A 25153-nucleotide genomic window follows, 5' to 3' on the forward strand; every position below is an offset into this window, starting at 1 on the left:
GAGGCGGATACGGTCGCGCTCGGGGGTAATCCTGGCGCCATCCAGCACGTTGCGCAGGATTCCGCCGCCGGTGTGGATGGTGGTGCTTCCCCACGCCTCGGCGAGGGGCCAGCCCTGCGCCGGTGCGAGCCGCGCGGGCCAGCGTGGCACGATCACGATCACCGAATCCGGGTCATGGCGGCGACGGAACGCGAGGACGTGATCGGCACGGTCGCCACTCACCTCGACTGGTTCGTATGTACCTGCGAATGCCGGATGGCGATGGCGCGCGCGGAGCAGCGTCATGAGCAGGAACAGCTTGATGCGCCCGTCACGCCAGTTCTCGCGCAGATCCGCAACCGCCCTCGCATCGGGGTGCTCTACCACCTCCTCGAGGCTGTCGGTGAGCGCCGTCAGCTCGTCGTAATCCACCGGTCGGCGGTTGTCGGGATCGACGAGGTCGAAGCGCCACCGCCCGGTGCCCTGGTACGTGTCGGGTATGCCCGGCGCTGCGCAGCGCAGAACGACCTTCGCCAGTGAGTTCACGGCGCCGTGCAGCGCAATGCGGCCCGCAAAGGCGCGCAGCTCCTCGCGGACCTGTGCGAGCTCCGGGGAGGTCAGCAGCCGATCGACGTGGCCGAGCAGGGCAGCCTCGTAGTCCTCATCGGGCCTCAGCCAGCTCGTCTCCTGCTTGGCTTCACGCGATGCCTTTCGCATGTAATCGCGGATCCGCTGCGCGAAATCCTCGTCCGGCGGTCCGTCCAGCGGCCATGCGCCGACCACGGTCTGCAGGAGCAGCAGCTCATCGCGCGACGCGATCTGTGTTGTGCCGCGGCGGGTCTGCGGCAGCCAGCGTTCCACCGCCGCGGCCCACTCCTGCGCGCGTTCGCTCAGCACCAGAAGCCGCGCGCGCACGTCTTCACTGCGCTTGCTGTCATGCGTGGACGTCGCGTTCAACGCTCCACTCTCGTGCTCGGCACGGTAGGCAAAGAACGCATGCATGTCGGACGCATTCATGCTTTCGCCCGGCTCGCCACCCACGTCGTTCACCGCCAGCAGCGCCGGCCAGCGGTACAGAGCCGTGTCTTCGAAGCCCTTGGCCATGGCGGGCCCGCTGAGCTGCTGCCAGCGCGCAACCACCTCCAGTACGCGCTCGCGGTTTTCTCCAGCGGCGTCGGGAGCATCCAGCAGCAGGGTTTCGCAGATCGTGTGAAGCACCGGGTGGTCCGCGTCGGGAAGGCGAGCCCGTGCGGCTGACAGCGCCGCATCGATGCGCATGCGATCGGCGGGCGCGGCTCCCTCGGCGTTCACGTAGGTACGGTAGACATCGAGTGCTGCAGTCAGCTCGCGCAACGCCCGCGTGCAGTCGTCCAGCGGCAGCCCGGTGATTTCGGCCAGTCGTTCCGCGACATCCCGCAGCTCGGCAGGGAACAGGTTGTCCAGCACGTCGAGCTTGCAGGTGTAGACGAGCTCATCGAACTCGCGCATGTCGGCCGTCACCCGCCGGAGCAGGTCTTCGAGCCTGTGGTAACCGGAGGGATCGACGAGGAACGAGGATGCGACGCGCATCATCTCGTAGCCGGTGGTTCCGTCGGTCCCCCACGCCTGCGGCAGGTGCTCGTCGGAAGCAAGGATCTTCTCGACGACGGTGTAGCAGCGACCTCGAGCGTGGCTTCGAGATGTCGCCCGGGCGAGCTGCCGGAGGTAGTTCGCCGGGTCGCGCAGTCCGTCGATGTGATCGATGCGCAGCCCGTCGATCCAGCCATTCGCGAGCCAGTCGAGGATGCCGCTGTGGGTTCGCTCGAATACGTCCGGATCCTCGACGCGCACGCCCACGAGGCCGGTGATGTCGAAGAAGCGGCGGTACCCGCTCTGCTCCTGGACGGTGCGCCAGTCAGCGAGTGTGTAGGGCAGGGACGCGAGGAGCGCGGGGGTGACGGCGTCGTGGGCGGCGGCGGAGTCGGGTACGGGGAACCAGTGGTCATGATACTGCAACACGCGCCTGCCATCGCGCTCGGCCAGCTGCAACTCGCCTGCGGCAAGCACCTCCTCCAGAGGGGCCCCCAGGACAGGCAGCAGCAGCCGTCCCGCCTCGGAGTCGACCAGTGGAGTGTCGAACGTGGTGGCGTGGGCCGAAGCCGCGCCGTTCAGCAGCAGGTCCGCCCACCACTCGTTTTCCGCGGACGCGGCCATGTGGTTCGGCACGATATCGAGCAGCACGCCCATGCCGTGTGCGCGCACGACGGCGGCGAGCTCCGCCATTGCTTCGGTCCCGCCAAGCTCGTCGTTGATCCGCGTGGGATCCGTGACGTCGTAGCCGTGCTCACTCCCGGCGGTCGCCTGCGTGACGGGCGACAGGTACAGGTGCGAAATGCCGATCCGCCGGAGCAGCGGCGCGATGTGCGCGGCGTCGCGAAGCGTGAAGGCCTCATGCAGCTGGAGGCGGTACGTCGCGACCGGCGGTTTCATTGAACCGCGACGCTCAGGTGCTCACCGAGGCGATGCAGCAGCGGCAGCGCCTGGCTGGCGCGTGCATCACCGACGTCTGCCCGTGCCCTGGTTTCTGCGAGGGTGTCGCGCACGGTGGCGTAGAACAGGTTCTGTGTCTTCCAGAGATCGACCTCGAAGGGCAGGTTGCGCGCGAGCGTGGCGAGGTCGACGAGCTGCTCGAGCGTGGCCATGTCGTACGGCCGGCTGCGATGCGTCGCAGCCAGGTTCTCGAGCGCGCGTTCGACGACGTAGGAGAGGCCGCTTTCATCGAGCCGGACCTTGAGCTCGGTCGCCTCGCCAAGCAGCGAGCGCGCCCGCTCCAGGTCGATCGCTTCGGCCTCGAAGATGCGCCGCAGCTCGCGGTTGAGCACGAACTCCGCAGCCATTGTGAACGCGCGTGGCAGGGGCAGCCCCATGTCGAGGAGGAAGCGGATCAGCGTCGCGTTCTCGCGGTAGAGCCGCCGGTACGTGCTTTCTGCCTGCCGGACGGGAATGCGCAGCAGATTGAACAGGATCTCGCGCTGGCGATCCGCAAACAGCGACTTGAGCGAGAAGCTGTACTCGGGGAACTCCGCTAGCAGCCGGATGACACCCGTGAGGTCGCCGCTCTCGAAGGAACGGAGCATCTGCCCGGCCAGCGCCTCGTACTCGTTTTCCCCGATGTAGCGGCGGATTCCCCCGGACAGGCTGTGACTGCCGAAATGCAGCAGTGCATACGTCACGATCTCGGACTCGCGCGTGATCTCCGACGAGACACGTGAGCGCCCGACTGCCAGGGTCGCATCACCCGCTTTCTTCTGATCGTGTTGCTCGAGCCCGACACGATACGAATAGATCCGTCCGCCGTGAGGCGTACCCTCGAAGAGCGAGCTGACCGCGTGGTGGGCGGCGACCGCCAGCAGGTCGACACGCTTCGGCAGGACCTGCTCCTCATAGATGCGGCGGCCGTTGCCGGCCTCCGGCACGTTGCTGACTGCCCCCTCGAGCATTTCCATGAGCTGCGGCTCCAGAGGGCGGCCGAACAGGTCGTCCGACAGCTGGGCGACGCGAGCCGCGTACTGCAGCACCTGCACGGTCTCGATGCCGGAGACGTCGTTGAAGAACCAGCCACAGCTCGTGTACATGAGCATGGCATGTCGCTGCAGCTCCATCAGCTCGAGTGTGCGCACCTCGTCCGCGGGAGAGAAGCGGCGCAGCGCATGGCGGGCAAGAAAGGCATCCACGTTGCGCGCGGATCGGTCGAGCACCACCGAGACGTAGTCGTCGCGTGCCTCCCAGGGGTCTCGCAGCAGCTGTGAGGCGTGCTCCTCGAAGTGCGGGGTCACCTCGTCGCGCAGCCAGTCGAGGGCGGCACGCAGCGGCGTGCGCCATGCCTGGTTCCAGCCCGGTACCCCGCCCGTGCTGCATCCGCAGTCGGAGCGCCAGCGCTCCACACCGTGCGCACAGCTCCAGGAGCTGTTCTCCACGATGCGGACCTCGTGCCGCGGTGTGCAGAGCGAGAGGAACTGGCTGTAGTTGGTGAGCGTGAGGGTCGGGTCCTCGTCGATCAGGCGCAGCGCGTAGGCGAGGGCCATGTCGCCGTGACGATGGTGGTGGCCATACGTCTCGCCGTCCGTAGCGATATGCGCAAGCTGCGGCTCGTCGCCGGGGCGCAGCAGCTCACGCATCCGCCCGGCCAGGCGTTCACCGCTGCGCAGCAACCCCTCGAATGCCACGGCGCGCGATGCGGGTCCATCATAGAAGAAGAGGACCATCTCCCGGCCGTTCGGCAGGCGCGCGAGGTACGGCACGCGCGGATCGACGCGACCGCCGCTCACGTCATGCCATTCGCCACCGCTCAGCGCGCGTACGGCCTCTGCCTGATGCGGCGCCAGGACTGTAAAGCGAATCCCGCTTGCGGCCAGGACCTCGAGTGTCGGTGTATCGACCGCGGTTTCCGGCAGCCACATGCCGAGCGGCACGCGGCCGAAGCGGTGACGGAAGTCCTCGATTCCCCAGAGCACCTGGGTTCGCTTGTCGCGGGCATTCGCAAGCGGCAGGATCAGGTGGTTGTACGCCTGCGCCAGTGCGGACCCGTGGCCACCGAAGCGCTCGGCGCTCTGCACGTCGGCGGCGATGATGGACTCGTACGTCTCCGGCGCATGCTGCTCGAGCCACGCGAGGAGCGTGGGACCGAAATTGTAGCTGATGCGTGCGTAGTTGTTGACGATGCGAACGATTCTGCCGGCGCCGTCGAGAATGCGCGAATCGGCGTTGGGCGCATAGCACTCCGCCGTTACGCGCTCGTTCCAGTCGTGGTACGGGTAGGCAGAGTCCTGCAGCTCGATCGCCTCCAGCCACGCGTTCTCCCGCGGCGGCTGGTAGAAGTGGCCGTGGACGCATACGTAGCGGTTCATGCTTCGAGCCCCTCACGCAGAAGCAGAACGGCGGACCACGGCGCCAGCTCCAGGCTGGCGTCTGCGGGCACGACTTCATCGCTGCGCCCGCGTGCGGGGCCCGCTCCAGTGTCGAGCCGGATACGCCATGTGCCTCCGGAGGGCACGGTCGCAGTTGCGGGCATGTCCCCGAAATGGAGGTAAAGCGCGGTTGCGCCGCGGGGAGTGGTGCACGTGACGCGCAGCATCCGGGTCGCGGGATCGACAGCGGTATCGATCTCGTCGAACGATCGAGGCCGTAATTCCTGCAGCTCGCGGCGGATCGCCAGGAGCTCGCGGTACAGAGCGAGCCGCGCCGCGTGCTCACCTGTTTCGCGCAGTGACCAGTTCAGCACGGCAGACTCGAAGGTTCCGCCGGCCTGCGGATCCGGCGGGTCGTCGGCCCAGCCGAAGCCGGCGAACTCCTCGGTGCGCCCGCGGCGCACGGCTGCCACCAGCTCCTCATCGGTGTGGCTCACGAAATAGGGGAATGGTGTCTCCGCGCCATACTCTTCGCCCATGAACAGCAGCGGCGTGAACGGAGAGAGCAGCAGTGCGGCCGCCGCCAGCTGGTTCTGCTCCCGTGTCAGCTGCCCCGCCAGCCGGTCGCCAAGCATGCGGTTGCCGATCTGATCGTGATTCTGAATGAACGTCACGAAGCTCGCCGGCGCGACGTCGTTCGCTGCGGCTCCATGACGACGCCGGCGGTACCCCGAGTACTCGCCGGCATATACGTAGCCGCGCCCGTATGCCCGGGCGAGATGCTCGATGCCGCCGTAGTCCTGGTAGTAGCCGTCACGCTCGCCTGTGAGCAGCGAATGGAGCGCGTGGTGAAAATCGTCCAGCCACTGCGCATCCATGCCCAGGCCAGCGTGCTGCACGCTACGGAGCACGCGCGGATCGGCGAGGTCGCTTTCGGCGATGAGCACGACCTGCCGGTCGAGCTCCTCCGACCGGGCGTGCACGCGATCCGCCAGCTCACGGAGGAACGGGTACGCAGAGGTGTCCACGATCGCGTGGATCGCGTCCAGGCGTAATGCGTCGATACGGTACTCGTCGATCCACTGCAACGCGGACTCGATGAAGAACGCACGCACGTGATCGGAGTCCGGCCCGTCGAAATTGAGTGCGTCGCCCCAGGGCGTGTTGTAGCGGTCGGTGAAGTATGGTCCGAATCGGGAGAGGTGATTGCCTTCGGGCCCGAGGTGGTTGTACACGACATCGAGACAGACGCCGAGCCCTTCCCGGTGACAGGCATCGACGAAGCGCTTGAGGGCGTCCGGTCCACCGTAGCTGTTCTGCACGGCGAATGGATGCACGCCGTCGTAGCCCCAGTTGCGCGTGCCGGCAAACTGCGAGAGGGGCATCAGCTCGATGACCGTGATCCCCAGCTCGCGCAGCTCGGCAAGTCTGCCGGCAGCGGCGTCCAACGTTCCCTCTGGTGTGAAGCTGCCTGCGTGCAGCTCGTAGAGGACGTAGCTCTCGAGCGGAAGTCCGCTCCACCCGCTGCTGGTCCATGCGAACGTCGTGGGCTGGACAGCGGACAGACCGTGCACTCCATCGGGCTGCCAGCGGGTCGCGGGGTCCGGCAGCACATCGTCCCCGTCGAGCCGGAAGCCGTAGCGCTGGCCGGCCCGGATATCCGGGAGCGTAGCCGTGAAGTAGCCGTTGTCGTCACGCGCCATTGCGTGCGTGCGGCGGAGTGGCCCATCCAGCACCAGCGCCATCGAGTGGACGGCGGGTGCCCATACGCAGAATGTCGCGCGTGGGCCATCCAGCCGGGCGCCCAGGGGCAGTGGAGGACGCGGCGTCACAGGCGCTCCGGCGGGTGCGTCGACAGCAGGGTGGCGGAACGCCGGGTGTTCACGCGCCCTCCGGTCTGCGCTTGAGCACCAGGGTCGCGAGGGGTGGCAGCGTGAGGGTGATCGATCGGAGCTGACCGTGTGACGGCAAGGGCGTCGCTTCGACGCCACCAAAGTTGCCGACACCACTGCCGCCGTACTCGACGGCATCGCTGTTGAGGATCTCCTGCCAGAACCCGATAGCCGGCACACCGAGCCGGTAGTTTTCACGCGTGATGGGAGTGAAGTTGCACACCACGAGCAGCGTGTCTGCCGGGTCGGGTCCGCGGCGCATGTAGCTGAGCACGCTGTTGGCGCTGTCGTGCATGTCGATCCAGCGGAAGCCCTCATGCGAGAAGTCCAGCGCATGTGCGGCGGGTTCCTCGCGGTACATGCGATTCAGGTCGGCGACCCAGCGACGCATGCCATCGTGATGCGGATACTGGAGCAGGTGCCAGTCGAGCGACGATTCGTGGCTCCACTCCCGGCCCTGCGCGAACTCACCGCCCATGAACAGGAGCTTCTTGCCCGGCTGCGTGAACATGTACCCGTAGAGCAGCCGCAGATTCGCGAACCGCTGCCATTCATCGCCGGGCATGCGGTCGAGAAGCGAGCCCTTGCCGTGCACCACCTCGTCGTGCGAGAGCGGGAGCACGAAGTTCTCGTTGAAGGCGTACACCATCCGGAAGGTCAGCTCACCGTGGTGGTAGCGCCGGTGGATCGGGTCGTGGCGGATGTACTCGAGCGTGTCGTGCATCCAGCCCATGTCCCACTTCATGCCGAAGCCGAGCCCACCGACATACACCGGTCGTGACACCATGGGCCATGCCGTCGACTCCTCGGCGTACGTCTGCACGTCCGGGTGCGCGCCGTACACGTCGGAGTTCAGCCGCCGGAGGAACTCGATCGCCTCGAGGTTCTCGCGACCGCCGAACGTGTTGGGGATCCACTCGCCTTCCTTGCGCGAGTAGTCGAGGTACAGCATCGACGCGACGGCGTCGACCCGCAGCCCGTCGACGTGGTACTCGTCGAGCCAGAAGCGTGCGCTGCTGAGGAGGAAGCTGCGGACCTCGTTGCGCCCATAGTTGAAGATGTAGCTGCTCCAGTCCGGGTGAAATCCCTGGCGCGGATCGGCGTGTTCGTAGAGGTGCGTGCCGTCGAAGTAGGCGAGGCCGTGCTCGTCGCCGGGAAAGTGGGACGGCACCCAGTCCAGGAGGACGCCGATGTCGTGCTGGTGCAGGAAATCGATGAGATACATGAAGTCCTGCGGCGTGCCGAACCGCGACGTCGGCGCGAAGTAACCGGTGGTCTGGTAACCCCACGACCCGTAGAACGGATGCTCCATGACCGGCAGGAACTCGACGTGGGTGAACCCCATGGTCGTCACGTACTCGACCAGCCGGGGCGCAAGCTCGCGGTAGCCGAGGAAGCGACCGTGCTCCGCGGGCCGCATCCAGGAGCCGAGGTGCACCTCGTAGATCGAGATCGGCGCCCCGAGTGCATTGCGGTCGCGGCGCTGCTGCATCCAGCGGTCGTCACCCCAGTCGTACCCGAGGGTCGTCACGATGGACGCGGTGCGGGGAGGCATCTCGTGCAGAAAGCCGAACGGATCCGCCTTCTCGACGCGGTAGCCGTGGTGCTGTGAGATGATGTGATACTTGTACGTCGTTCCGGGTCCGATGCCATCGATGAAGCCGGCCCAGATCCCGGAGACACCAACCGGTTCCAGCACGACCTCGCCCGGTCTCCAGTCGTTGAAGTCCCCGAACACGGAAACCGACCGCGCATTCGGCGCCCATACGGCGAAATGAGTGCCTTCCGCGCCATTCATGCTTCCGACGTGCGCGCCCAGCCGGCGGTAGAGCTGGTTGTGCGTGCCCTCGTTGAACAGGTACAGGTCGTGTTCCGAGATGAATGTCTCTGTCATTCCTGCTCCTCGCTTGAGGCGGTGTGGCGCGCCTCGGCGATGGCTTCGAGTCGCTCGTTGACGTCAGCACGGTGAAGTACGCCAGGGAACGGGTAGCGGAACCTGCGCCGCCAGTTCGGTCGCGTTTCCGGGCCGGTCCCGGGCACGTTCTGCGGCTCGGGCTCCAGCCATAGATCCTCCAGCCCGACGAGCACGATGGCGGCGGGGCCGGATGCCAGCCGTTCGAGCAGTGCGTCCAGGATGGGTGCGGGATCTTCGGCCTTTGCGGCCCGTTCCGACAGGTGCACATGGCGCGCCAGTGCCGAGCGCAGCCGCGCCCGCTGCGTCCGGGCGGCTTCCTCGCCGCTCTCTTCGAGCAGTCCGAGGTCGCGCATGTCGCCGATGTCGCGCCCCTGCCAGAATCCGGTGAACGTCGGCATGTCGTGCGTGTTCAGCGAGGCAGCGCTGCGGCGAGGCGGCGCTGTCATGGGCGGTCTGGCCTCGGGATTCACCTCGTACTGCACCACGAACATCCGGTGGATCGCATGGCGTTCCATGCGGCGTCGCACGGATTCGGCGACGGTACCGAGGTCCTCACCGACGATGGCGCCGTGCGCACGCATGGATTCCAGGGTGAGCACCGCGAACATCTCGTCTTCGGGGTAGCGCACGTAGACGCCTTCGGTGGGCGGCAGCCCGCTCGGAATCCAGTACAGCCGGTGCAGCGACATGACGTGGTCGAGCCGCAGCACGCTGGCGTGGCGGAACTGCTGGCGCAGCGCTGCAGCGAGGTAGGCGTAACCGTCGGCGCGCAGGGCATCGGGATCCATCGGCGGGAACCCCCAGTCCTGGCCACCGCTGAACAGCACGTCCGGTGGTGCGCCGGCGGACGCATCGGTGGCGAAGATCTCGCGGTAGCGCCAGGTGTCGTAGCTGTCCGGATGCACACCGAGCGGCATGTCGAGGTACAGACCGGCCGCTTCGCGATCCGCCGAGATCGCGCCGAGCTGTCGCTCTGCCGCCCACTGCACGAAGGCATGGTAGCGGGCGCTCGCAGGATCAGGATCGTCGTCACGGATGCGCCCGTCGCGCAACCGCGCGGGCCACTCCCGCCAGCCGGTCCGCAGCCGGTCACCGGTTGCGCGAAACCGCGCATAGTCGCTCACGTCGGGACGCGCCGCGAACGCGGCTGCGTCGGGATCGCCGTCGGGTGCGAGCAGGCGATCGGCGACCGGCTGAAGCAGTCGGCGATGAACAGCGGCCGCAGCACGGTAATCGACGTAGCCGGACCGGATGCACTCTCCAAGCTCGGCGTGGGCATCATTGCGGGGCATGGCAGCGAACGGCGCCGGATCGACGTACAGCTCGTTCCAGAAGAGGCGGCTGGCCGGCGAGTACGGGCTCGGGTCGAGCGGTGCGTCGAGAAACGCGGCATGGATCGGCAGCGTCGCGACCAGGGCGGCTCCGCGCCTGCGCATGCCGCGCGCAAGCTCGTGCAGCTCGGTGTACGAGCCGTGACAGGTGCCCTCGCGCGCAAGCGCATAAACGGGTGCGAAGACGCCCCACTGCAGCCCGTCGACCGTGTACGCCTGGCGAGGTGCCGACAGGATCCACGCAAGGTGCTCGGTCGTTCCTGCGTCGATCCGGAGCACGTGCCGGCCGAGCGGCAGACGCTCGCGCAGATGGATGGTGCCGCGACCGTTGCGCAGGCCGATATCCCAGGTGCGCAGCTCGCCATCCTCCGTTTCCAGCGTGCAGCGCGCGCTGCGTGCGCCTCGTCCGGCGCGCAGCGTTACGCGCGGCATACGTCCGTCCCAGGCGACGACGACCGGCTCGATCGCCTGCTGCGACTGAACTCTTTCGCGATCCCTGAGCGCGTCGCGGACGTCCGCGATCGACTCGACCGGTGCCCTGCGCGCCCGGAGCGCTCCGAGCAGCGCCTCGTCATGCGCGTGGCGACGCCGTCCTTCGCCGTCCGTGTACGAGGACTGTACTCCCCAGGCACGCGCGAGCCGGCGGAGCAACTGCCGATCCGAGGGGCGCCGCGTCATTTCTGCAGCAGCTGCCGCACCGCGAGCAGCGGAATGGCAGCCCAGGCGGGCCGGTTGTTCATCTCGTATGCGAGCTCGTAGACGGCCTTCTCCAGCAGGTAGGCGTCCAGCAGGATCTCGATCTCTGCGCGCGTGGGCGGCAGCAGTGGCGTGTCGCCCATGGTCTCGAGGTACTGCTGGAGGAAGCCGGTCGCGACGGCATGGTACCAGCTCTCGCCGAAGGCAATGCGCGCAACGCGCTCGTGCGTAGCCGTGATATCCGCGTCCAGCATGCTGGAGTGCGCCGCGTAATGATACGACCGCAGCATCCCTGCGACGTCGCGCAATGGCGAGCGCTTGATGCGCCGCTCGCTCAACGGCCGCGCGGGCTCACCTTCGAAATCCGTGATGACGAAGTCGCGACCGGTGAACAGCACCTGGCCGAGGTGATAATCGCCGTGCGTGCGGATCCGCTGGCCATGCAGCTTGCCGTCGATGATCCGGCGGAAGCGGCCGAGCAGGCGTTCCTCGAGGTCGAGGATCACGGTGGCGTCCCTGCGCGCCCCCTCCGGCAGCCGCTCCAGCTGGGATTGCAGCAACTGCAGTGTTCGCCCGGTCAGGTTCCGCATCGACTGATAGAGGGAGCGCTGATAGAACATCGTGAACGACTCGGGCGCGAAGGCGTCGCTGCGCGTGTCGCTGCCGAGCGTCATGTGCAGCTCTGCAGTACGCTGCCCGAGCAGGCGGGCGCGCTCGAGCGCGGTGCCGGCGAGCTCCCGGTCCTCCTGCGGGAGCTCCGTGCCGGCAGCGGAATCGAGCAGTGCGGCCGTGGTGACCGCCTCACGGGCGAGTGGCCCCGTCGCGCGCGTCGCGGCACGCTCGTACGCCTCGGCGACCGCGTCCACCGTGAGTCCCCACGCATCCCCCTCGTTGGGTACGAACTCCTGCAGCACCGCGAGGGTGCGGGCCTTGCCATCGCGCCGGTACTCGATTGCCCCTGCCACGCGCGGAGCGTACGGGAAGTTGCGCTCGCTGAGGAAGCGACCGATCTCCAGGTCCAGGCTTTCACCATCTTCCAGGCGTCGGAACACCTTGAGCACGAACGTGTCGCCGAAGCCGATCGACGTGTTCGACTGCTCTGCAGAGAAGAGGCGGCTTTCCTCGGGCATCCCCCGCTCGCGCAGCAGGCCGCGCAGCACGGGCGTCCGAATCCCCACGAGCTCTCCATGCCTGCCGCGGGCGCGGCGCCGGTTGACGATCAGGTCGAGAAGCGCGAGGTGTGTGGCGGGCAGCGTGAGCGCATCCACGATGCGACGGGTCTCGCCCTCGATCGTCGCGAGCGAGGCGCGACGTACAGCGTCCGACGATCCCTGGGTCAGCGCGAGCGGCACAACGTAGTCGTCCGCATCATGCTCGATGTAGTCGACATGGACGATCGCGATTTCGGCCGTCTCGTCCCGGTCACGGAGCGGCAGCGTCAGGCGATCGGGAATGATCACGCCCCGAACCTTGCGCGCCTTGCCCTGGAACCAGCGAGCCTCCTGCATCTGCTCGCTCACCACCGGCAGGAGCCCGAGTCGTTCCGCGCCGTCGATTGCGCCGGCGAGACCGGTGGTGGGCAGGGCGATGCCGGGCAGCTCCGAGGAGAGAGGAACGGCCGTCTCCGCACGCGGCGAAAGCAGGGAAAACCAGTAGAAGCCGTGTGGCCCGAGCGTGAGCACGTACGGCTCGGTGCCGATCGGCGGAAACTCCGAGCGGCCGAACAGCTCCACGGGGATCGAGCCGCGCACGTGCGAAAGGTCGAGCTGTACGTACTGGGAGAAACGCGACAGGTTCGCAATCACGAAGATGCACTCGTCGTCGTAGCGCCGGATGAACGCGAGCACCTTGCGGTTCTCCGGGTAGAGGAACTCGATCGTCCCCCTGCCGAACGCCTTGAATCGCTTGCGCAACGCAATCAGGCGTCGCGTCCACCAGAGCAGCGAGCTCGGATTCGCCTGCTGCGCCTCCACGTTCACCGTCTCGTAGTGGTACTCGGGATCCACGATGACGGGGAGGTAGAGGCGCTGCGGGTTGGCCCGCGAGAAGCCTGCGTTCCGGTCCGGTGACCACTGCATGGGAGTGCGCACGCCGTTGCGGTCACCGAGATAGATGTTGTCGCCCATCCCGATCTCGTCGCCGTAGTAGAGCACCGGTGTGCCCGGCAGTGAGAACAGCAGCGCGTTCATCAGCTCGATCTTGCGGCGGTTGTTGCCGAGCAGCGGCGCCAGACGGCGACGGATCCCGAGGTTGATACGCGCCTGGGGATCGTTCGCGTATACGCGGTACATGAAATCCCGCTCCTCGTCGGTCACCATCTCGAGCGTCAGCTCGTCATGGTTCCTGAGGAACGTCGCCCACTGGCAGTTCTCGGGGATCGGCGGCGTCTGACGAAGGATGTCGATGATGGGGAAGCGATCCTCCATCTGGATCGACATGAAGAGGCGGGGCATGACGGGGAAGTGGAAGTTCATGTGACACTCGTCCCCATCCCCGAAGTAGGGCACCGTCTCTTCCGGCCACTGGTTGGCCTCTGCGAGCAGCATCCGGTTCTCGAAGTTGGCATCGAGATGCGAGCGCAGCTTCTTCAGGAAGTCGTGCGTTTCCGGCAGGTTCTCGCAGTTGGTACCTTCGCGCTCGTACAGGTACGGGATCGCATCCAGCCGCATTCCATCGACGCCCATGCGGAACCAGTAATCCATCACGCGGAAGATGGCCTGGTGCACTGCCGGGCTGTCGTAGTTGAGATCAGGCTGATGCGAGTAGAAGCGGTGCCAGAAGTACTGCTTCGCCACCGGATCCCACGCCCAGTTGGAGCTTTCGAAATCCTTGAAGATGATGCGGGCCTCCCGGTACTTCTCCGGGGTGTCGCTCCACACGTAGAAGTCGCGCGCGACGGAGCCGGGCCTGGCACGGCGAGCCCGCTGGAACCAGGGGTGCTGATCGGACGTGTGATTGATGACCAGCTCGGTGATCACGCGCAGGTCGCGCTTGTGCGCTTCCTTCAGGAAGCGGCGGAAATCGGCCATGACGCCGTACGCCGGATGCACGCTCGTGTAGTCGGCGATGTCGTAGCCGTCGTCGCGCCAGGGGGACGGGTAGAAGGGCAGCACCCAGAGCGCGGTTACACCCAGCTCCTGCAGGTAGTCGAGCTTTTCGGTGAGCCCCGCAAAGTCGCCCATGCCGTCACCGTCACTGTCGGCGAAGGCGCGGACATGAAGCTCGTAGATGATGGCGTCCTTGTACCAGAGCGGGTCCGTCGGTGCCTGGGTGCGTCGTCTAGGCATGCGGCGGTCCCTCCTCGAGTGGCTCCAGTCTCATGATGTGAACCGGCCCGGCGGCCGGGTTCAGCTCCACGAAGTTCCACGCACCCTGCCAGGAGTAGCGCGCGCCGGTCAGCAGGTCGTGCGCGAGGTAGGGCGACGCCTCCGGCAGTCCGAGCTGCTCCAGCGGCAGCTCCACCCAGCCTGCCTGTGTCCAGTTCGGGTCCAGGTTGACGACGACGAGCACCACGTTTCGGCCATCCAGGCTCTGCTTGGTGTACGCGAGCAACTGGTCGTTGTCGATGCGGTGGAAGCGCAGCGTCCGATTGGTGTGCAGCGCGGGGTTTTCGCGCCGGATCGTGTTCACCCGGGCGATGAAGTCGCGCAGGCTGTCCTCTCGCTCCAGGTCCCAGTCGCGCAGCTGGTACTTCTCGGAGTCCAGGTACTCCTCGCTGCCTTGCTCACGCGGCGTGTGCTCCATCAGCTCGAAAGCGGGTCCGTAGATGCCGTAGTTGGACGACAGCGTTGCGGCCAGGGCAAACCTGGTGATGAATACGGACCTGGCGCCGCTCTGCATCTGTTCTGTCAGGATATCGGGCGTGTTCGGCCAGAAGCTGGGCCGGAAGTACTCGATCACCTCCGTCTGCGTCAGCTCCGTCATGTACTCGATGAAATCCTGTTTGGTGTAGCGCCATGCAAAGTAGGTGTAGGACTGCGTGTAGCCGAGCTTGGCGAGGCGATACATGATGCGCGGGCGCGTGAACGCCTCGGACAGCAGGACGAGATCCGGAAACTCCGCCTTCAGCCGGGTGATCGTCCATTCCCAGAAGGCGAAGGCCTTGGTGTGCGGATTGTCGACCCGGAAGGTTCGAATGCCCTGCTCGATCCAGAAGCGGAAGACACTCTCGAGCTCCTCCCAGAGCGACTGCCAGTCCTCGGACTCGAAATCGAATGGATAGATGTCCTGGTACTTCTTCGGCGGATTCTCCGCATACTGCATCGTTCCGTCCGGTCGTTTGCGGAACCACTCCGGGTGCTCGCGCAGGTACGGATGATCGGGCGAGGCCTGGAACGCGATGTCGAGGGCGAGCTCGATGCCGCGGTCACGCGCGGCAGCCACGAGCGCACGGAGGTCGTCGAGCGTGCCGAGCTCGGGGTGGATGGCCTTGTGGCCGCCCTCCGCGGCGCCGATCGCCCAGGGGCTGCCCAGGGCGCTGTCCCCACCGACCTCCCGGTTGTTGGGCCCTTTGCGCCGGGTCCGGCCGATCGGATGGATCGGCGGCAGGTACAGCACGTCGAAGCCGAGCTCCGCGACGTAGTCCAGCTGGTCGATCACGTCGCGCAGGGTCCCATGGCGGCCCGCGGGCCCGGTGGAGCGGGGAAACAGCTCGTACCACGCGCTGAAGTTTGCGCGCGGCGTGTCCACGACGACCGGCAGCTCGCGGTGGTAGCGGGTCGCGTGGTCGAGATCCGGGTAGCGCGACACGATGCGCTGGAGCCGATCCGCGGCGGCCGTCCTTAGCCGCGTGTCGAGGTCCCCGGTGCGCAGTGACTGCGCCGCTGCGATGAGCGTTTCACGATCGCGCTCCCCCGCGCGCCGGGCCGCAGCTTCCACGATCCCGGCGCCGATCTGCAGGTCGACGTCGACGTCCTGGCCGGCCGCGATGCGCTTCTCGAGGTCGCGCCGCCAGGTCTTGAACGGGTCGACCCAGGCCACGAGGCCGTACAGGTAGCGTCCGAGCCGGTCGACCGTGAAGCTGCCGCGCCAGCGGTCATTGACCAGCGCCTCCATGTCGATACCGCGCCAGCTGCGCTGGCTCTCGTGTCGCCAGACCAGCCGCGCGGTCAGGGCGTCATGCCCGTCAGCGAAGATGTCGGCTTCCACGACGACCGGCTCGCCGATCACACGCTTGATCGGGAAGCGGCCGCAGTCGATTTCCGGTTGAACCCCCTCGATCACCACACGCCGGCGCCCGTCGCCGGCCTCCCGTTGTCCCGTTCGTGCTGGCATCCCGCTCCGCGCTGATTATCAGTGTGCGGCCCGCGTGCCGGGCCGGACGGACCGCCTCTGCAAAAAGCTTGCAGGGTGGTAGATTAGCCGCGTTTCCGCCCTTCATCCTTCGTGCCCGGAGGTCGCATTGCGTCGCTGGATCACCGCCGCGCTGCTCGTGCTCTGTCTGCCGGCAGGAGCCCGCGCGCAATCCGAAAGACCGTTCGGCACGCTCCGCGAGCAGGCAGAGCTGCGCCAGTCGTGGCTGGAGGCCCGGCTGGAACGGGTGCTGCCGCGGCTGATGCGCGAGCAGGGCGTGGACATGTGGGTGATCCCGGTTCGCGAGTACAACGAGGACCCGGTGTTCTGGTCGATCGTCTCACCAACGACGATGGCAGCGCGCCGGCGCACCATCTACGTCTTTCACGATCGGGGCGAAGAGCATGGCATCGAGCGGCTGGCGATCGGAGGGACGTCGCAGGGCGGGCTCTACGAGGTGATCCGCGACCCGGACGCCGCCATCGGCAGCGCGGGCGCGATGCGACGCGCGGCGGAGCCGTTCGGCCCCGAGCAGTGGACGCTGCTGACGCGTGTGGTCGAAGCGCGCAACCCGGAGCGGATCGCCGTCAACGCCTCCGCGACGCACGCCTTTTCCGATGGTCTCACGGCGGGCGAGTGGGAACAGATGGAGCGTGCACTGGGGCCCTTCGCGGACCGCGTGGTGCGCCGTGAGCTGCTGCCGCTCCGTTTCATCGAGGAGCGGCTGCCCGAGATGCTCCCGACGTACCGAACGATGCAGCAGCAGGTGCACGCGCTGATCGCCGAGATGTTTTCCGAGCGCGTGATCACGCCCGGAGTCACACGCACGGAGGACGTCGTGTGGTGGTGGCGCCAGCGCCTGAACGATCTCGGGCTGGAGACATGGTTTCAGCCCTCCATCACGGTGCAGCGCCGGGGCGTGGAAATGAGTGACTCTGCGAATCCGGTGATCGTGCGCGGCGACCTGCTGCACTGCGACGTCGGTCTCACCGTCTACGGGCTCAATACGGACACGCAGCACATGGGCTACGTCCTGCGGGAAGGGGAGAGCGAGGCACCCGCGGGGCTGCAGGCAGCACTGCGCAACGCAAACCGGCTGCAGGACCTGCTGCTGGACGAGATGCACCCCGGCCGCACCGGCAACGAGGTGCTGGCACGCACGCTCGAGCGGATGCGGGAGGAGGGGATCGACGGCACCGTCTATACCCATCCGATCGGCGATCACGGCCACGGCGCCGGCCCGACCATCGGGCTCTGGGACCGCCAGGAGGGGGTGCCCGGCCGTGGCGAGGTTACGCTCGTGCCGAACACATGGTTCTCCATCGAGCTGCAGGCTACGACACCGGTGCCGGAATGGGGCAACCAGCCGGTCCGGATGGCGCTGGAGGAGGAAGCGCACCTGGACGGCAAAGGCGAGCGGCACTGGGTCCTGGCGCGGCAGGAACGCTTCCACCTCGTGCACTGATCGGCGAAATCGGATAGCTTCACGCCATGTCGTCACGTACCGAAGGCCAGGTTTTCAGCGGTGAGTCGCTTGCCGCTCGGTATGCCAGCTTCGTCAAGCTGCCGCATACGCTGTTTGCGCTGCCGTTTGCCGGGGTGGGTGCTCTGCTCGCCTCGTACGAGCACGTCGATCGGCTCCGTGTCGGGACCGTGCTGTGGATCGTGATCGCGTTCACGGCGGCGCGCTTTGCGGCAATGGGCTTCAACCGCATCGTCGATCGCCGCTGGGACGCGCTGAACCCGCGGACGGCAGGACGCGAGCTGCCGAGCGGGCGGCTCACGCTGAACCAGGCGCGTGCGGCCGTCGTCGTGGCATCAGCGGTGTTCGTCGCGGCGGCGTGGCTGCTCAACCCGCTCTGCGGGATGCTCTCACCGATCGCGCTCGGCTGGATCTTCTTCTACTCGTACGGCAAGCGCTTCACCGCGGGCGCGCACCACATCCTCGGGCTGGCGCTCGGGATTGCGCCCGTCGGCGCCTTTCTCGCCGTAGCGGGGACCTGGCCGGAGCCGTGGTACGGGCTGCCGCTTCTCGCGGCCACCGTCATGTTCTGGGTCGCGGGCTTCGACGTGATCTATGCCGTGCAGGACCTCGACTTCGACCGCACGCACGGCCTGCACTCGATTCCGGCCCGCCTCGGTGCGCGCGGTGCGTTCGGCCTCGCACGGCTGTTCCACGCGATCGCGGCCGCGATCTTCCTCGCGATCGGCATCTTCCAGCTGTTTCCGGTCGGCAGACTGTACCTCGTCGGGGTCGCTGTCGTGGTCATGCTGCTGCTGCACGAGCACCGGGCGGTGCGCGGTGCGGAGAGCGGCAGGCTCGACCTGGCCACCGTAGACCGGGCGTTCTTCCACACGAACGTGGCCGTCTCGATGTCGCTCTTCGCCTTCACCCTGGCAGACCGGCTCGCGCTGGTGGCTGCGGGCTGACATGGCCGGCGATCCGTCCGTAACCCTCGCCATGACCGGCGCGTCCGGGGCACCGTACGCGGTTCGATTGATGCGCGCGCTCAATGAGGCCGACGTGCCCGTGGGTCTCATCGTGTCGCGTACCGGCTGGCGCCTGCTCGCAGAGGAGCTGGGCATCAGCAGCGAGGCGGAACTGCGGGCGGCGAGTGGACCGTGGCGGCGTGTCGTGCTGTACGGCGACGACGACCGCGGTGCGACCCCCGCGTCCGGGTCGGCGCCCTCCCGCGGGATGGTCGTCTGCCCGTGCTCGATGGGGACACTCGCCAGCATCGCACAGGGCACGACGCGCTCGCTGATCGAACGCTCCGCGGACGTCGCGCTGAAGGAGCGCCGTCGGCTGATCCTGGTTCCGCGCGAGACGCCATACTCCGCGATCCACCTCGAGAACATGCTCCGTCTCACCCATGCCGGGGCGACGATTCTGCCGGCGTCACCGGGCTTCTACCACCGGCCCGAGCGCATCGAGGACCTCATCGATTTCGTGGTGGGGCGGATCCTGCAGCACCTCGGCATCGAGCTGGCCGTAGGGCCACGCTGGAAGTCGGGCGAGGTGGCACCCGGCACGGACTGAGCGGCATGCGCATCGGCATCATCTCCGACACACACGGGCTGCTCCGACCCGAAGTGTTCACCCACTTCGAGGGCGTAGAGCACATCCTGCACGCGGGCGATATCGGTCCGCTGTCACTGCTGACCGAGCTGGAGGCAATCGCACCGGTGACGGCCGTCTGGGGGAACACGGACGGGCTCGACGTGCGGAATGCGGTGCCCGAGGTGGGGGAGCTCGAGCTCGCCGGTCGCCGCGTGGTCGTGACGCACGGCCACCAGCTCGGCTCTCCAACGCCTGGTGCGCTGCAGCTCACGCATGCGGGCGCCGACATCATCGTGTACGGGCACACGCACCGGCCGACAAAGCGCGAGGTCGACGGATGCCTGGTGCTGAACCCGGGTGGTGCGGGTGCGCCGCGGTTCGGCCTGCGTCCTTCGCTGATGCTGCTGCGCATCGAGGACGACGAACTGCGCACGGAGCTGATCGAGCTGTAGCCCTCGATCTACTGTCCTTCTAGAACATCCCCGGTGCGGTCTGCGGCCTGGACGTGCCCGGCACGTCGGCCCAGACCCGCTCCCGCTCGTGCGGCCTGAGCCGGAACCACCTGGCGAGAAGCAGGATCTCGGCGGCCTGCGTGGGGCGGATGCGGTTCATGCCGTACTCGCGCCGCTGGAAGATCCGGCCTGCGTGCTCGAGGATGCGGTCGCGCTCTGCGGGGGAGCGGGGTGCAGGGTGCTCGGCGTGTATCGCACCGCGGCGCACGATGTACACGCGCTCGTCCATCCCGCTGTATCCCTGCGGCTGGTAGACGAACGTGAGCGAGTCGATCAGGCCGCGCAGCGCGACCAGCTCGTCTCGCGCCACCTCGAGCCGGGTTGCGCGGTCGCGCAGGTCTGCTGCGTACTCGAACTGCATGCGACGCACCGCGTCTTCCATCCGCGCGCGCAGCAGCGCCAGCGGTGTGTCGACGTCTCCGTCCAGGAAGCGGCGCGCAAGCTCGACCTGTTCCCGGTACTCCGTGCGGTTGCAGCGTGCTGCGCAGGGCGCCAGGCACTTGTGCACCTCCCCGCGCATGCAGAGCGGTGCCCGCTCCACCGAGCCGAACAGGTCGGTCTGCTCCGCGAACAGCATCGGAGTCGACGGCTTGCAGTCACGCAGCTCGAGCAGGTCCCGCACCTCGCGCAGCATGCTGCGCACGCGCTCGCGTCCACGAAACGGGCCATAGTACTGCGCGGCATCGTCGCCCACCTCACGGGCGATCACGAGCCGGGGCGCCTGCTCACGCGTGATCTTGACGAAGCAGAATGCGCGGTCGCGCTTGTGCTCGACGTTGTAGACGGGGCGTGCGTGCTGGATCCGTCGCATCTCCGTCAGCAGCGCCGCGAACTCGCTCGGCACGTAGTCCCACTCGATGCGGTGGGTGTGACGGATGATCTCGTGTCCCTTCTCGTCGGGGGTGCAGCGGAAGTAGGAGAGCAGGCGGCCGCGCACACGGATCGACTTGCCGACGTACAGCAGCTGATCGCCCGGCCCGATCATGCGGTACACGCCGGGCCGGTTCTCGGCGCGGGCACGCACGTCGGATCGGAGCTCGTCCGCGGGGCGGGGGCGCTGCGCGATCAGCATGTGCGCACGTTATGCAGGACGGCCGCCGCGGTCCAGCCCGTCAGCGCTGGCAGACGGGGCAGTAGAACGCGGATCGATTCGTCAGCACGACACGGCGAATCGGCGTGCCGCACACCAGGCACGGCTCACCGGCGCGGTCGTACACGCGCAGCCACTGAACGAACCCGCCGCTCTCGCCGAACGCGTCGCGATAGTCGCTGATCGTGGTGCCGCGGCTGGCGATGGACTCGTTCAGGACGTCGCGCAGGTGTTCGCGCAGGGAGGCAGCTTCCCGGCGCGTGATCCGGTGCGAACGCCGCGTCGGCCGGATGCCGGCGCGGAACAGCGCCTCGTTCGCGTAGATGTTGCCGACGCCCGCCACCTTGCGCTGGTCCAGGAGCAGGTTGCGGATCGGCGTAATGGAACCGCGCGTGAGTGCGCGGAGCGCCTCGGCCGTGAACTCGTCACCGAGCGGCTCGAGTCCCAGCTCCGCATCGCGCTTCTGCCAGCCCTCCGCGTCACGCAGGTCGAGGCGGCCGAAGCGCCGCGCGTCATCGTACAGGATGGCGCGGCCATCATCCAGCTCGAAGCGCACGGCGACGTGTCGCATCTCGGCGGCCCGCGGTGCGTCCGTCGTGACGACGCGGCCGGTCATGCCGAGGTTGATCACAAGTCGGAGATCACCCTCGAAGACGAGTATCACGTTCTTGCCGCGCCGCGCGACATCTGCGATCCGGCGCCCGCGCAGGCGCGCCGCGAGCGTTCTCGGGGTCAGCCCCGGGGCGAGCACGTCCTCGTGACGGACCGACACGCCGGTCACCTGCGCACCGGGCAGTCGCGTGCGCAGCGTGCGGACAATGGTCTCCGCTTCAGGCAGCTCCGGCACTGCGCGCGAGCTCCCGCCAGCCGATGTCGCGGCGGTACTGCCGCCCCGCGAACGTGATGGATTCTGCCGCTGCCCGGCTGCGCTCGGCCGCTTCTGACAACGTCGGGGCTACGGCGGTCACGGCGAGCACACGGCCCCCGTCCGTCAGGAGCCTGCCGTCGACCCTCCTCGTGCCGGCATGGAAGACGAAGACGTCGTCGGCATCCTCGAACGTCGCGGGGACGTGGATCTCGTCGCCCCGCCGCGGGCGATCCGGATACCCGGCGGCGGCCAGCACCGTGGTGAGCGCTGCTGCATCCTTCCACGCCGGCGTCACGCCGGCGATGCTGCCGCCCCGCGCAATGGCCAGCATGGGCTCGAGCAGTGACGAGGCCATGAGAGGCAGCACGACCTGCGTCTCCGGGTCGCCGAAGCGCGCATTGAACTCGACGACTCTGGGGCCTTCGTCCGTGATCATCAGGCCCGCGTACAGCAGTCCGCGGAAGGGGTGGCCCTCTGCCGCCATTGCGGCCAGCGTCGGGCGGAGGATCTCCTGCTGGACGCGCTCGAGCAGTGGCGCGGTGGCGAGCGAAACCGGAGCATAGGCACCCATGCCGCCGGTGTTCGGCCCGCGGTCACCCTCGCCCAGCCGCTTGTGATCCTGGGATGGGAGAAGCGGCAGCGCGTGCTCGCCGTCGCACAGCGCGAACACGGAAAGCTCCTCGCCCTCCATGAACTCCTCGACGACGATGGTGTGACCGGCGCTCCCGAATGCGTCCGTCTGCAGCATCTCGCGCGCGGCTTCGACCGCCTCCTCGACGCTGCTGCAGACGATCGCGCCCTTGCCGGCCGCCAGGCCCGACGCCTTGACCACGATGGGCGCACCGCGCTGGCGGATGTAGTGCTCCGCGTCGTGCAGCGTTTCAAACGTTCCGAATGCGGCGGTGGGGATCCCGTGTTCGCGGAGCAGCCGCTTGGAGAACGCCTTGGACGCCTCGATCCCGCTCGCAGCGCGTGTCGGCCCGAAGATGGGCAGGCGACGCTCCTGGAACGTGTCCACGATGCCATCGGCCAGCGGCGCTTCCGGGCCGACTACCGTCAGATCGATTTGCTCGGCATCGGCCCAGGACACCAGTGCGCCCGGATCACCGGGCGAGATCGGAACATGTTCCGCGAGGCTGGCGGTGCCGCCGTTGCCGCGCGTGATGTAGAAGGAGGCATCAGGAGCGTCGTCGCGGAGCTTGCGGAGAAGCGCGTGCTCGCGTCCGCCGTGGCCGACGATCAGGATCTTCATGGCTGAATGGCTTCGGGCTGAAACATGAGCCGCCCCGCGGAACGGACGGGGCGGCGATCGGCGGTAAGGTAGGGAAGGAGGGCGGCAGCCGCTACGGAGCGGCGCGGAACGACTCGCTGAACCTCTCGCGCGCCGAGCGGAGCGCGTCGCCGAACTGGCGGGCCAGGTCCTGTGCGTCCTCGCGGTAGGAGCGGGCGGCCTCCGCGACGTCCTGCCGCCACGGCTCGTACGCCTCACCCCGCCGGCGATACTCGCCGCGCAGCACGCGGTCATACTCACCCGCCTCGATCCAGTCGCGAATTTCCGCCGCGCGCAGTACGTGGAACGGATGCGTCGTGCCGAGCAGGTTGAGCACCTTGAACACGAGATCGGCCGCATCACCACTGGTGCGGTACTCCTCGGCCTGTACGAGGAACTCGTTGAGGTTCGTCTCCTCGTCACTTCCTCCGCCGGCGAGCTTCATGAAGCCTTTCAGCGTTGCCTCGGGATTCTGGACGGCGAGGAGGCCGGCGCGGTCGGAGGACAGCTCTGCTTTCCGGTTCCACTCGAGCAGTGCGACGAGTACGGCGCGCGCCGCGAGACCGACGACGGGGAAGCCCAGCTGGGCGAGCTGCAGGAGCAGCACCGTCATCGTGCGGTACAGCACGTGGCCGCTCATGATGTGGCCGAGCTCGTGGCCGAGCAGCCAGGTCAGCTCCTCCCTGTCCAGCAGGCGAACCGCACCGCTGTTCAGGACGATGAACGGCTTCTCCATGCCGTACGCGCCCGCATTGACGAGCGGCGTCTGCGAGACGAACAGCTCGTAGCGGGGCGCATCGAGCGTCTCGCACACCTCCACGTACCGTTCCCAGATCCAGGGGAACTGGTTCTCGCTGACACGGACCGCGTTGGACTGGAACGCGAGGCGGATGGGCTTCTCGCCGAACAGGCCGAAGACCTTCTTGAGCACGGTATCGAAGGCCGGCACGCGTCGGAGCGCCATCAGCGCTGCGCGGTCGGCAGGGTGCTCCCACGTCGACGAGTCGATGCCGGTCAGGATACGCCGCGCACGCGGCAGCTGGGAGTCGGCCATGACAGAGCTCCGGGAGATCGGGAGAGAGAATCACGCGGGCCGTACGCCCCGGCCGCGGCCGGGGTTTCCGCCGCCCGCGCTCAGGCCCGCAGCGCCTGGTCGAGATCCTCCATCAGGTCGTCCACGTCCTCGATGCCGACCGAGAGGCGGATCAGCCCTTCCGTGACGCCCATGCGGTCGCGCATGTCCCTGGGCACGGCCGCATGCGTCATGATGGCGGGATGTCCGATCAGCGACTCCACGCCACCCAGAGATTCGGCCAGCGAGAACAGTCGCGTGCGCTCGACGACCTGGCGCGCACGCTTCAGCGAACCGAGCTCCAGGCTGATCATGCCGGTGAATCCACGCATCTGCCGCTTCGCCAGCTCGTGCTGCGGATGCGTCGGCAATCCCGGGTAATGCACGGCCTGGACGCCGTCGTGACCGGCCAGGAACTCGGCGATCCGCTGCCCGTTGCGGTTGTGCGCCTCCATGCGGACGTGCAGGGTCTTGGTCCCGCGCAGCACGAGCCAGGAGTCGAACGGACCCGGAACCGCGCCGGCCGCCTTCTGCAGGAAGCGCAGCTCGTCGGCGATTCCATCGTCACTGGTGACCGCGATGCCGCCGATCACGTCCGAATGACCGTTCAGGTACTTGGTGCTCGAGTGCACGACGACGTGCGCACCGAACTCCAGCGGCCGCTGGTTGTACGGTGACGCGAAGGTGTTGTCGACGCAGACGGTCACGCCGGCCTGATCAGCGATCTCCACGAGGGCGCGCAGGTCGCACAGCCGCATCATCGGGTTGGTCGGCGTCTCGAGATGCAGGAGCTTCGTGTTCGGTCGGAGCGCGTCGCGGACGTTCTGCGGATCGCGGGTGTCTACCGCAGTGAACTCCAGGCCCAGGCGTGCGAGCACCTGGACGAACATCCGGTGCGTCCCGCCGTAGACGTTCTCCTCGTAGATCACGTGATCGCCAGCCGAGAGTCGCTTCAGGATCGCTTCCGTGGCCGCCAGCCCACTGGCGAAGGCGGCGCCGTGCCTGCCACTCTCGAGGGCGGCGACGTTCCGCTCCAGCGCCTCGCGCGTGGGGTTCTGCACACGCGCGTACTCGTAGCCGTGCAAAGGCTCGCCGAGCTTCGGCTGCACGTACGTGGAGGTCTGATAGATGGGAGGCATGATGGCGCCGGTGCTCGGGTCCGGCGTCTGGCCCGCGTGCACCGCACGCGTTGCGAATCGATCCTGGGTGTCGGACATGATCCTCATCACCGGCGCACGGGGCCCGGCCTCTGGAGTGAATGGCACCGACCGGCTCCAAGACTAGGGCTC

At 67.6% G+C, this 25153-nt stretch carries 16 protein-coding genes; 4 read left to right on the forward strand and 12 right to left on the reverse strand.

The annotated features are described in order from the left end of the window. From treY to VFU06_14000, 7 genes are all read right to left on the reverse strand, one after another. The coding region (gene treY, locus VFU06_13970) for a malto-oligosyltrehalose synthase (GenBank protein ID HEU5210495.1) at positions 1–2448 on the reverse strand (2448 nt) is incomplete at its 3' end. Further along, complete coding sequence (locus VFU06_13975) at positions 2445–4865, reverse strand: DUF3536 domain-containing protein (protein ID HEU5210496.1); 2421 nt, start codon at positions 4863–4865, stop codon at positions 2445–2447. The genes treY and VFU06_13975, both read right to left, overlap by 4 nt. Continuing rightward, entirely contained in the window at positions 4862–6697 is a 1836-nt protein-coding gene (gene treZ, locus VFU06_13980) for a malto-oligosyltrehalose trehalohydrolase (protein HEU5210497.1), read from the reverse strand. The genes VFU06_13975 and treZ overlap by 4 nt, the downstream gene beginning before the upstream one ends. Positions 6698–6746: 49 nt before the next feature. Further along, positions 6747–8651: a 1,4-alpha-glucan branching protein GlgB gene (gene glgB, locus VFU06_13985; protein HEU5210498.1), complete on the reverse strand. Its 1905-nt coding sequence runs from the start codon at positions 8649–8651 to the stop codon at positions 6747–6749. Then, positions 8648–10681 (reverse strand): 4-alpha-glucanotransferase, encoded by a 2034-nt coding sequence (gene malQ / locus VFU06_13990; protein HEU5210499.1) that lies wholly within the window; start codon positions 10679–10681, stop codon positions 8648–8650. The genes glgB and malQ overlap by 4 nt, the downstream gene beginning before the upstream one ends. Next, the gene (gene treS, locus VFU06_13995; GenBank protein HEU5210500.1) at positions 10678–13986 is read right to left on the reverse strand and encodes a maltose alpha-D-glucosyltransferase; all 3309 of its coding nucleotides are present in this window, start codon (positions 13984–13986) and stop codon (positions 10678–10680) included. Before treS ends, malQ begins: the two co-directional genes overlap by 4 nt. Further along, complete coding sequence (locus VFU06_14000; GenBank protein ID HEU5210501.1) at positions 13979–15973, reverse strand: alpha-1,4-glucan--maltose-1-phosphate maltosyltransferase; 1995 nt, start codon at positions 15971–15973, stop codon at positions 13979–13981. The genes treS and VFU06_14000 overlap by 8 nt, the downstream gene beginning before the upstream one ends. A 127-nt stretch (positions 15974–16100) precedes the next feature. Here VFU06_14000 and VFU06_14005 point away from each other — a divergent pair, with 127 nt between their 5' ends. The 4 genes from VFU06_14005 to VFU06_14020 are packed head-to-tail and all read left to right on the forward strand — an operon-like array spanning position 16101 to position 19504. Beyond that, on the forward strand, positions 16101–17456 hold the full coding sequence (locus VFU06_14005; GenBank protein HEU5210502.1) for a M24 family metallopeptidase: 1356 nt from the start codon (positions 16101–16103) through the stop codon (positions 17454–17456). 26 nt (positions 17457–17482) lie between these two features. Further along, a complete protein-coding gene (locus tag VFU06_14010) occupies positions 17483–18421 on the forward strand; it encodes a UbiA-like polyprenyltransferase (GenBank protein HEU5210503.1) in 939 nt (312 codons plus the stop codon). Positions 18422–18452: 31 nt separating this feature from the next. Continuing rightward, a complete protein-coding gene (locus tag VFU06_14015) occupies positions 18453–19031 on the forward strand; it encodes a flavin prenyltransferase UbiX (GenBank protein HEU5210504.1) in 579 nt (192 codons plus the stop codon). 5 nt (positions 19032–19036) lie between these two features. Next, a complete protein-coding gene (locus VFU06_14020) occupies positions 19037–19504 on the forward strand; it encodes a metallophosphoesterase family protein (protein ID HEU5210505.1) in 468 nt (155 codons plus the stop codon). Positions 19505–19523: 19 nt separating this feature from the next. Here the strand turns inward: VFU06_14020 and VFU06_14025 are convergent, their stop codons facing one another. The 5 genes from VFU06_14025 to VFU06_14045 all read right to left on the reverse strand — a co-directional run bounded on the left by VFU06_14025 (position 19524) and on the right by VFU06_14045 (position 25081). After that, positions 19524–20636 (reverse strand): UvrB/UvrC motif-containing protein, encoded by a 1113-nt coding sequence (locus VFU06_14025; GenBank protein HEU5210506.1) that lies wholly within the window; start codon positions 20634–20636, stop codon positions 19524–19526. 40 nt (positions 20637–20676) lie between these two features. Continuing rightward, positions 20677–21501 carry a bifunctional DNA-formamidopyrimidine glycosylase/DNA-(apurinic or apyrimidinic site) lyase gene (gene mutM / locus VFU06_14030; protein ID HEU5210507.1) on the reverse strand — a complete coding sequence of 275 codons (825 nt, stop codon included), beginning with the start codon at positions 21499–21501 and terminating at the stop codon, positions 20677–20679. After that, positions 21485–22774, reverse strand: a complete 1290-nt coding sequence (gene purD / locus VFU06_14035; protein HEU5210508.1) for a phosphoribosylamine--glycine ligase — start codon at positions 22772–22774, stop codon at positions 21485–21487. The genes mutM and purD overlap by 17 nt, the downstream gene beginning before the upstream one ends. 91 nt (positions 22775–22865) lie before the next feature. Next, complete coding sequence (locus VFU06_14040; protein HEU5210509.1) at positions 22866–23846, reverse strand: M48 family metallopeptidase; 981 nt, start codon at positions 23844–23846, stop codon at positions 22866–22868. An 80-nt stretch (positions 23847–23926) separates the two neighbouring features. Then, positions 23927–25081 (reverse strand): cystathionine gamma-synthase, encoded by a 1155-nt coding sequence (locus VFU06_14045; GenBank protein ID HEU5210510.1) that lies wholly within the window; start codon positions 25079–25081, stop codon positions 23927–23929. Positions 25082–25153 lie beyond the last annotated feature (72 nt).

The sequence above is a fragment of the Longimicrobiales bacterium genome (assembly GCA_035764935.1).
In the GTDB taxonomy this organism is placed as follows: domain Bacteria; phylum Gemmatimonadota; class Gemmatimonadetes; order Longimicrobiales; family RSA9; genus DASTYK01.

Coding starts and splice junctions, on each gene's coding strand:
- VFU06_13975 (HEU5210496.1), bottom strand. CDS start 4,865: ATGAACCGCTACGTATGCGTCCACGGCCACTTCTACCAGCCGCCGCGG.
- glgB (HEU5210498.1), bottom strand. CDS start 8,651: ATGACAGAGACATTCATCTCGGAACACGACCTGTACCTGTTCAACGAG.
- malQ (HEU5210499.1), bottom strand. CDS start 10,681: ATGACGCGGCGCCCCTCGGATCGGCAGTTGCTCCGCCGGCTCGCGCGT.
- treS (HEU5210500.1), bottom strand. CDS start 13,986: ATGCCTAGACGACGCACCCAGGCACCGACGGACCCGCTCTGGTACAAG.
- VFU06_14000 (HEU5210501.1), bottom strand. CDS start 15,973: ATGCCAGCACGAACGGGACAACGGGAGGCCGGCGACGGGCGCCGGCGT.
- VFU06_14010 (HEU5210503.1), top strand. CDS start 17,483: ATGTCGTCACGTACCGAAGGCCAGGTTTTCAGCGGTGAGTCGCTTGCC.
- VFU06_14015 (HEU5210504.1), top strand. CDS start 18,453: ATGACCGGCGCGTCCGGGGCACCGTACGCGGTTCGATTGATGCGCGCG.
- VFU06_14020 (HEU5210505.1), top strand. CDS start 19,037: ATGCGCATCGGCATCATCTCCGACACACACGGGCTGCTCCGACCCGAA.
- VFU06_14025 (HEU5210506.1), bottom strand. CDS start 20,636: ATGCTGATCGCGCAGCGCCCCCGCCCCGCGGACGAGCTCCGATCCGAC.
- purD (HEU5210508.1), bottom strand. CDS start 22,774: ATGAAGATCCTGATCGTCGGCCACGGCGGACGCGAGCACGCGCTTCTC.
- VFU06_14040 (HEU5210509.1), bottom strand. CDS start 23,846: ATGGCCGACTCCCAGCTGCCGCGTGCGCGGCGTATCCTGACCGGCATC.
- VFU06_14045 (HEU5210510.1), bottom strand. CDS start 25,081: ATGTCCGACACCCAGGATCGATTCGCAACGCGTGCGGTGCACGCGGGC.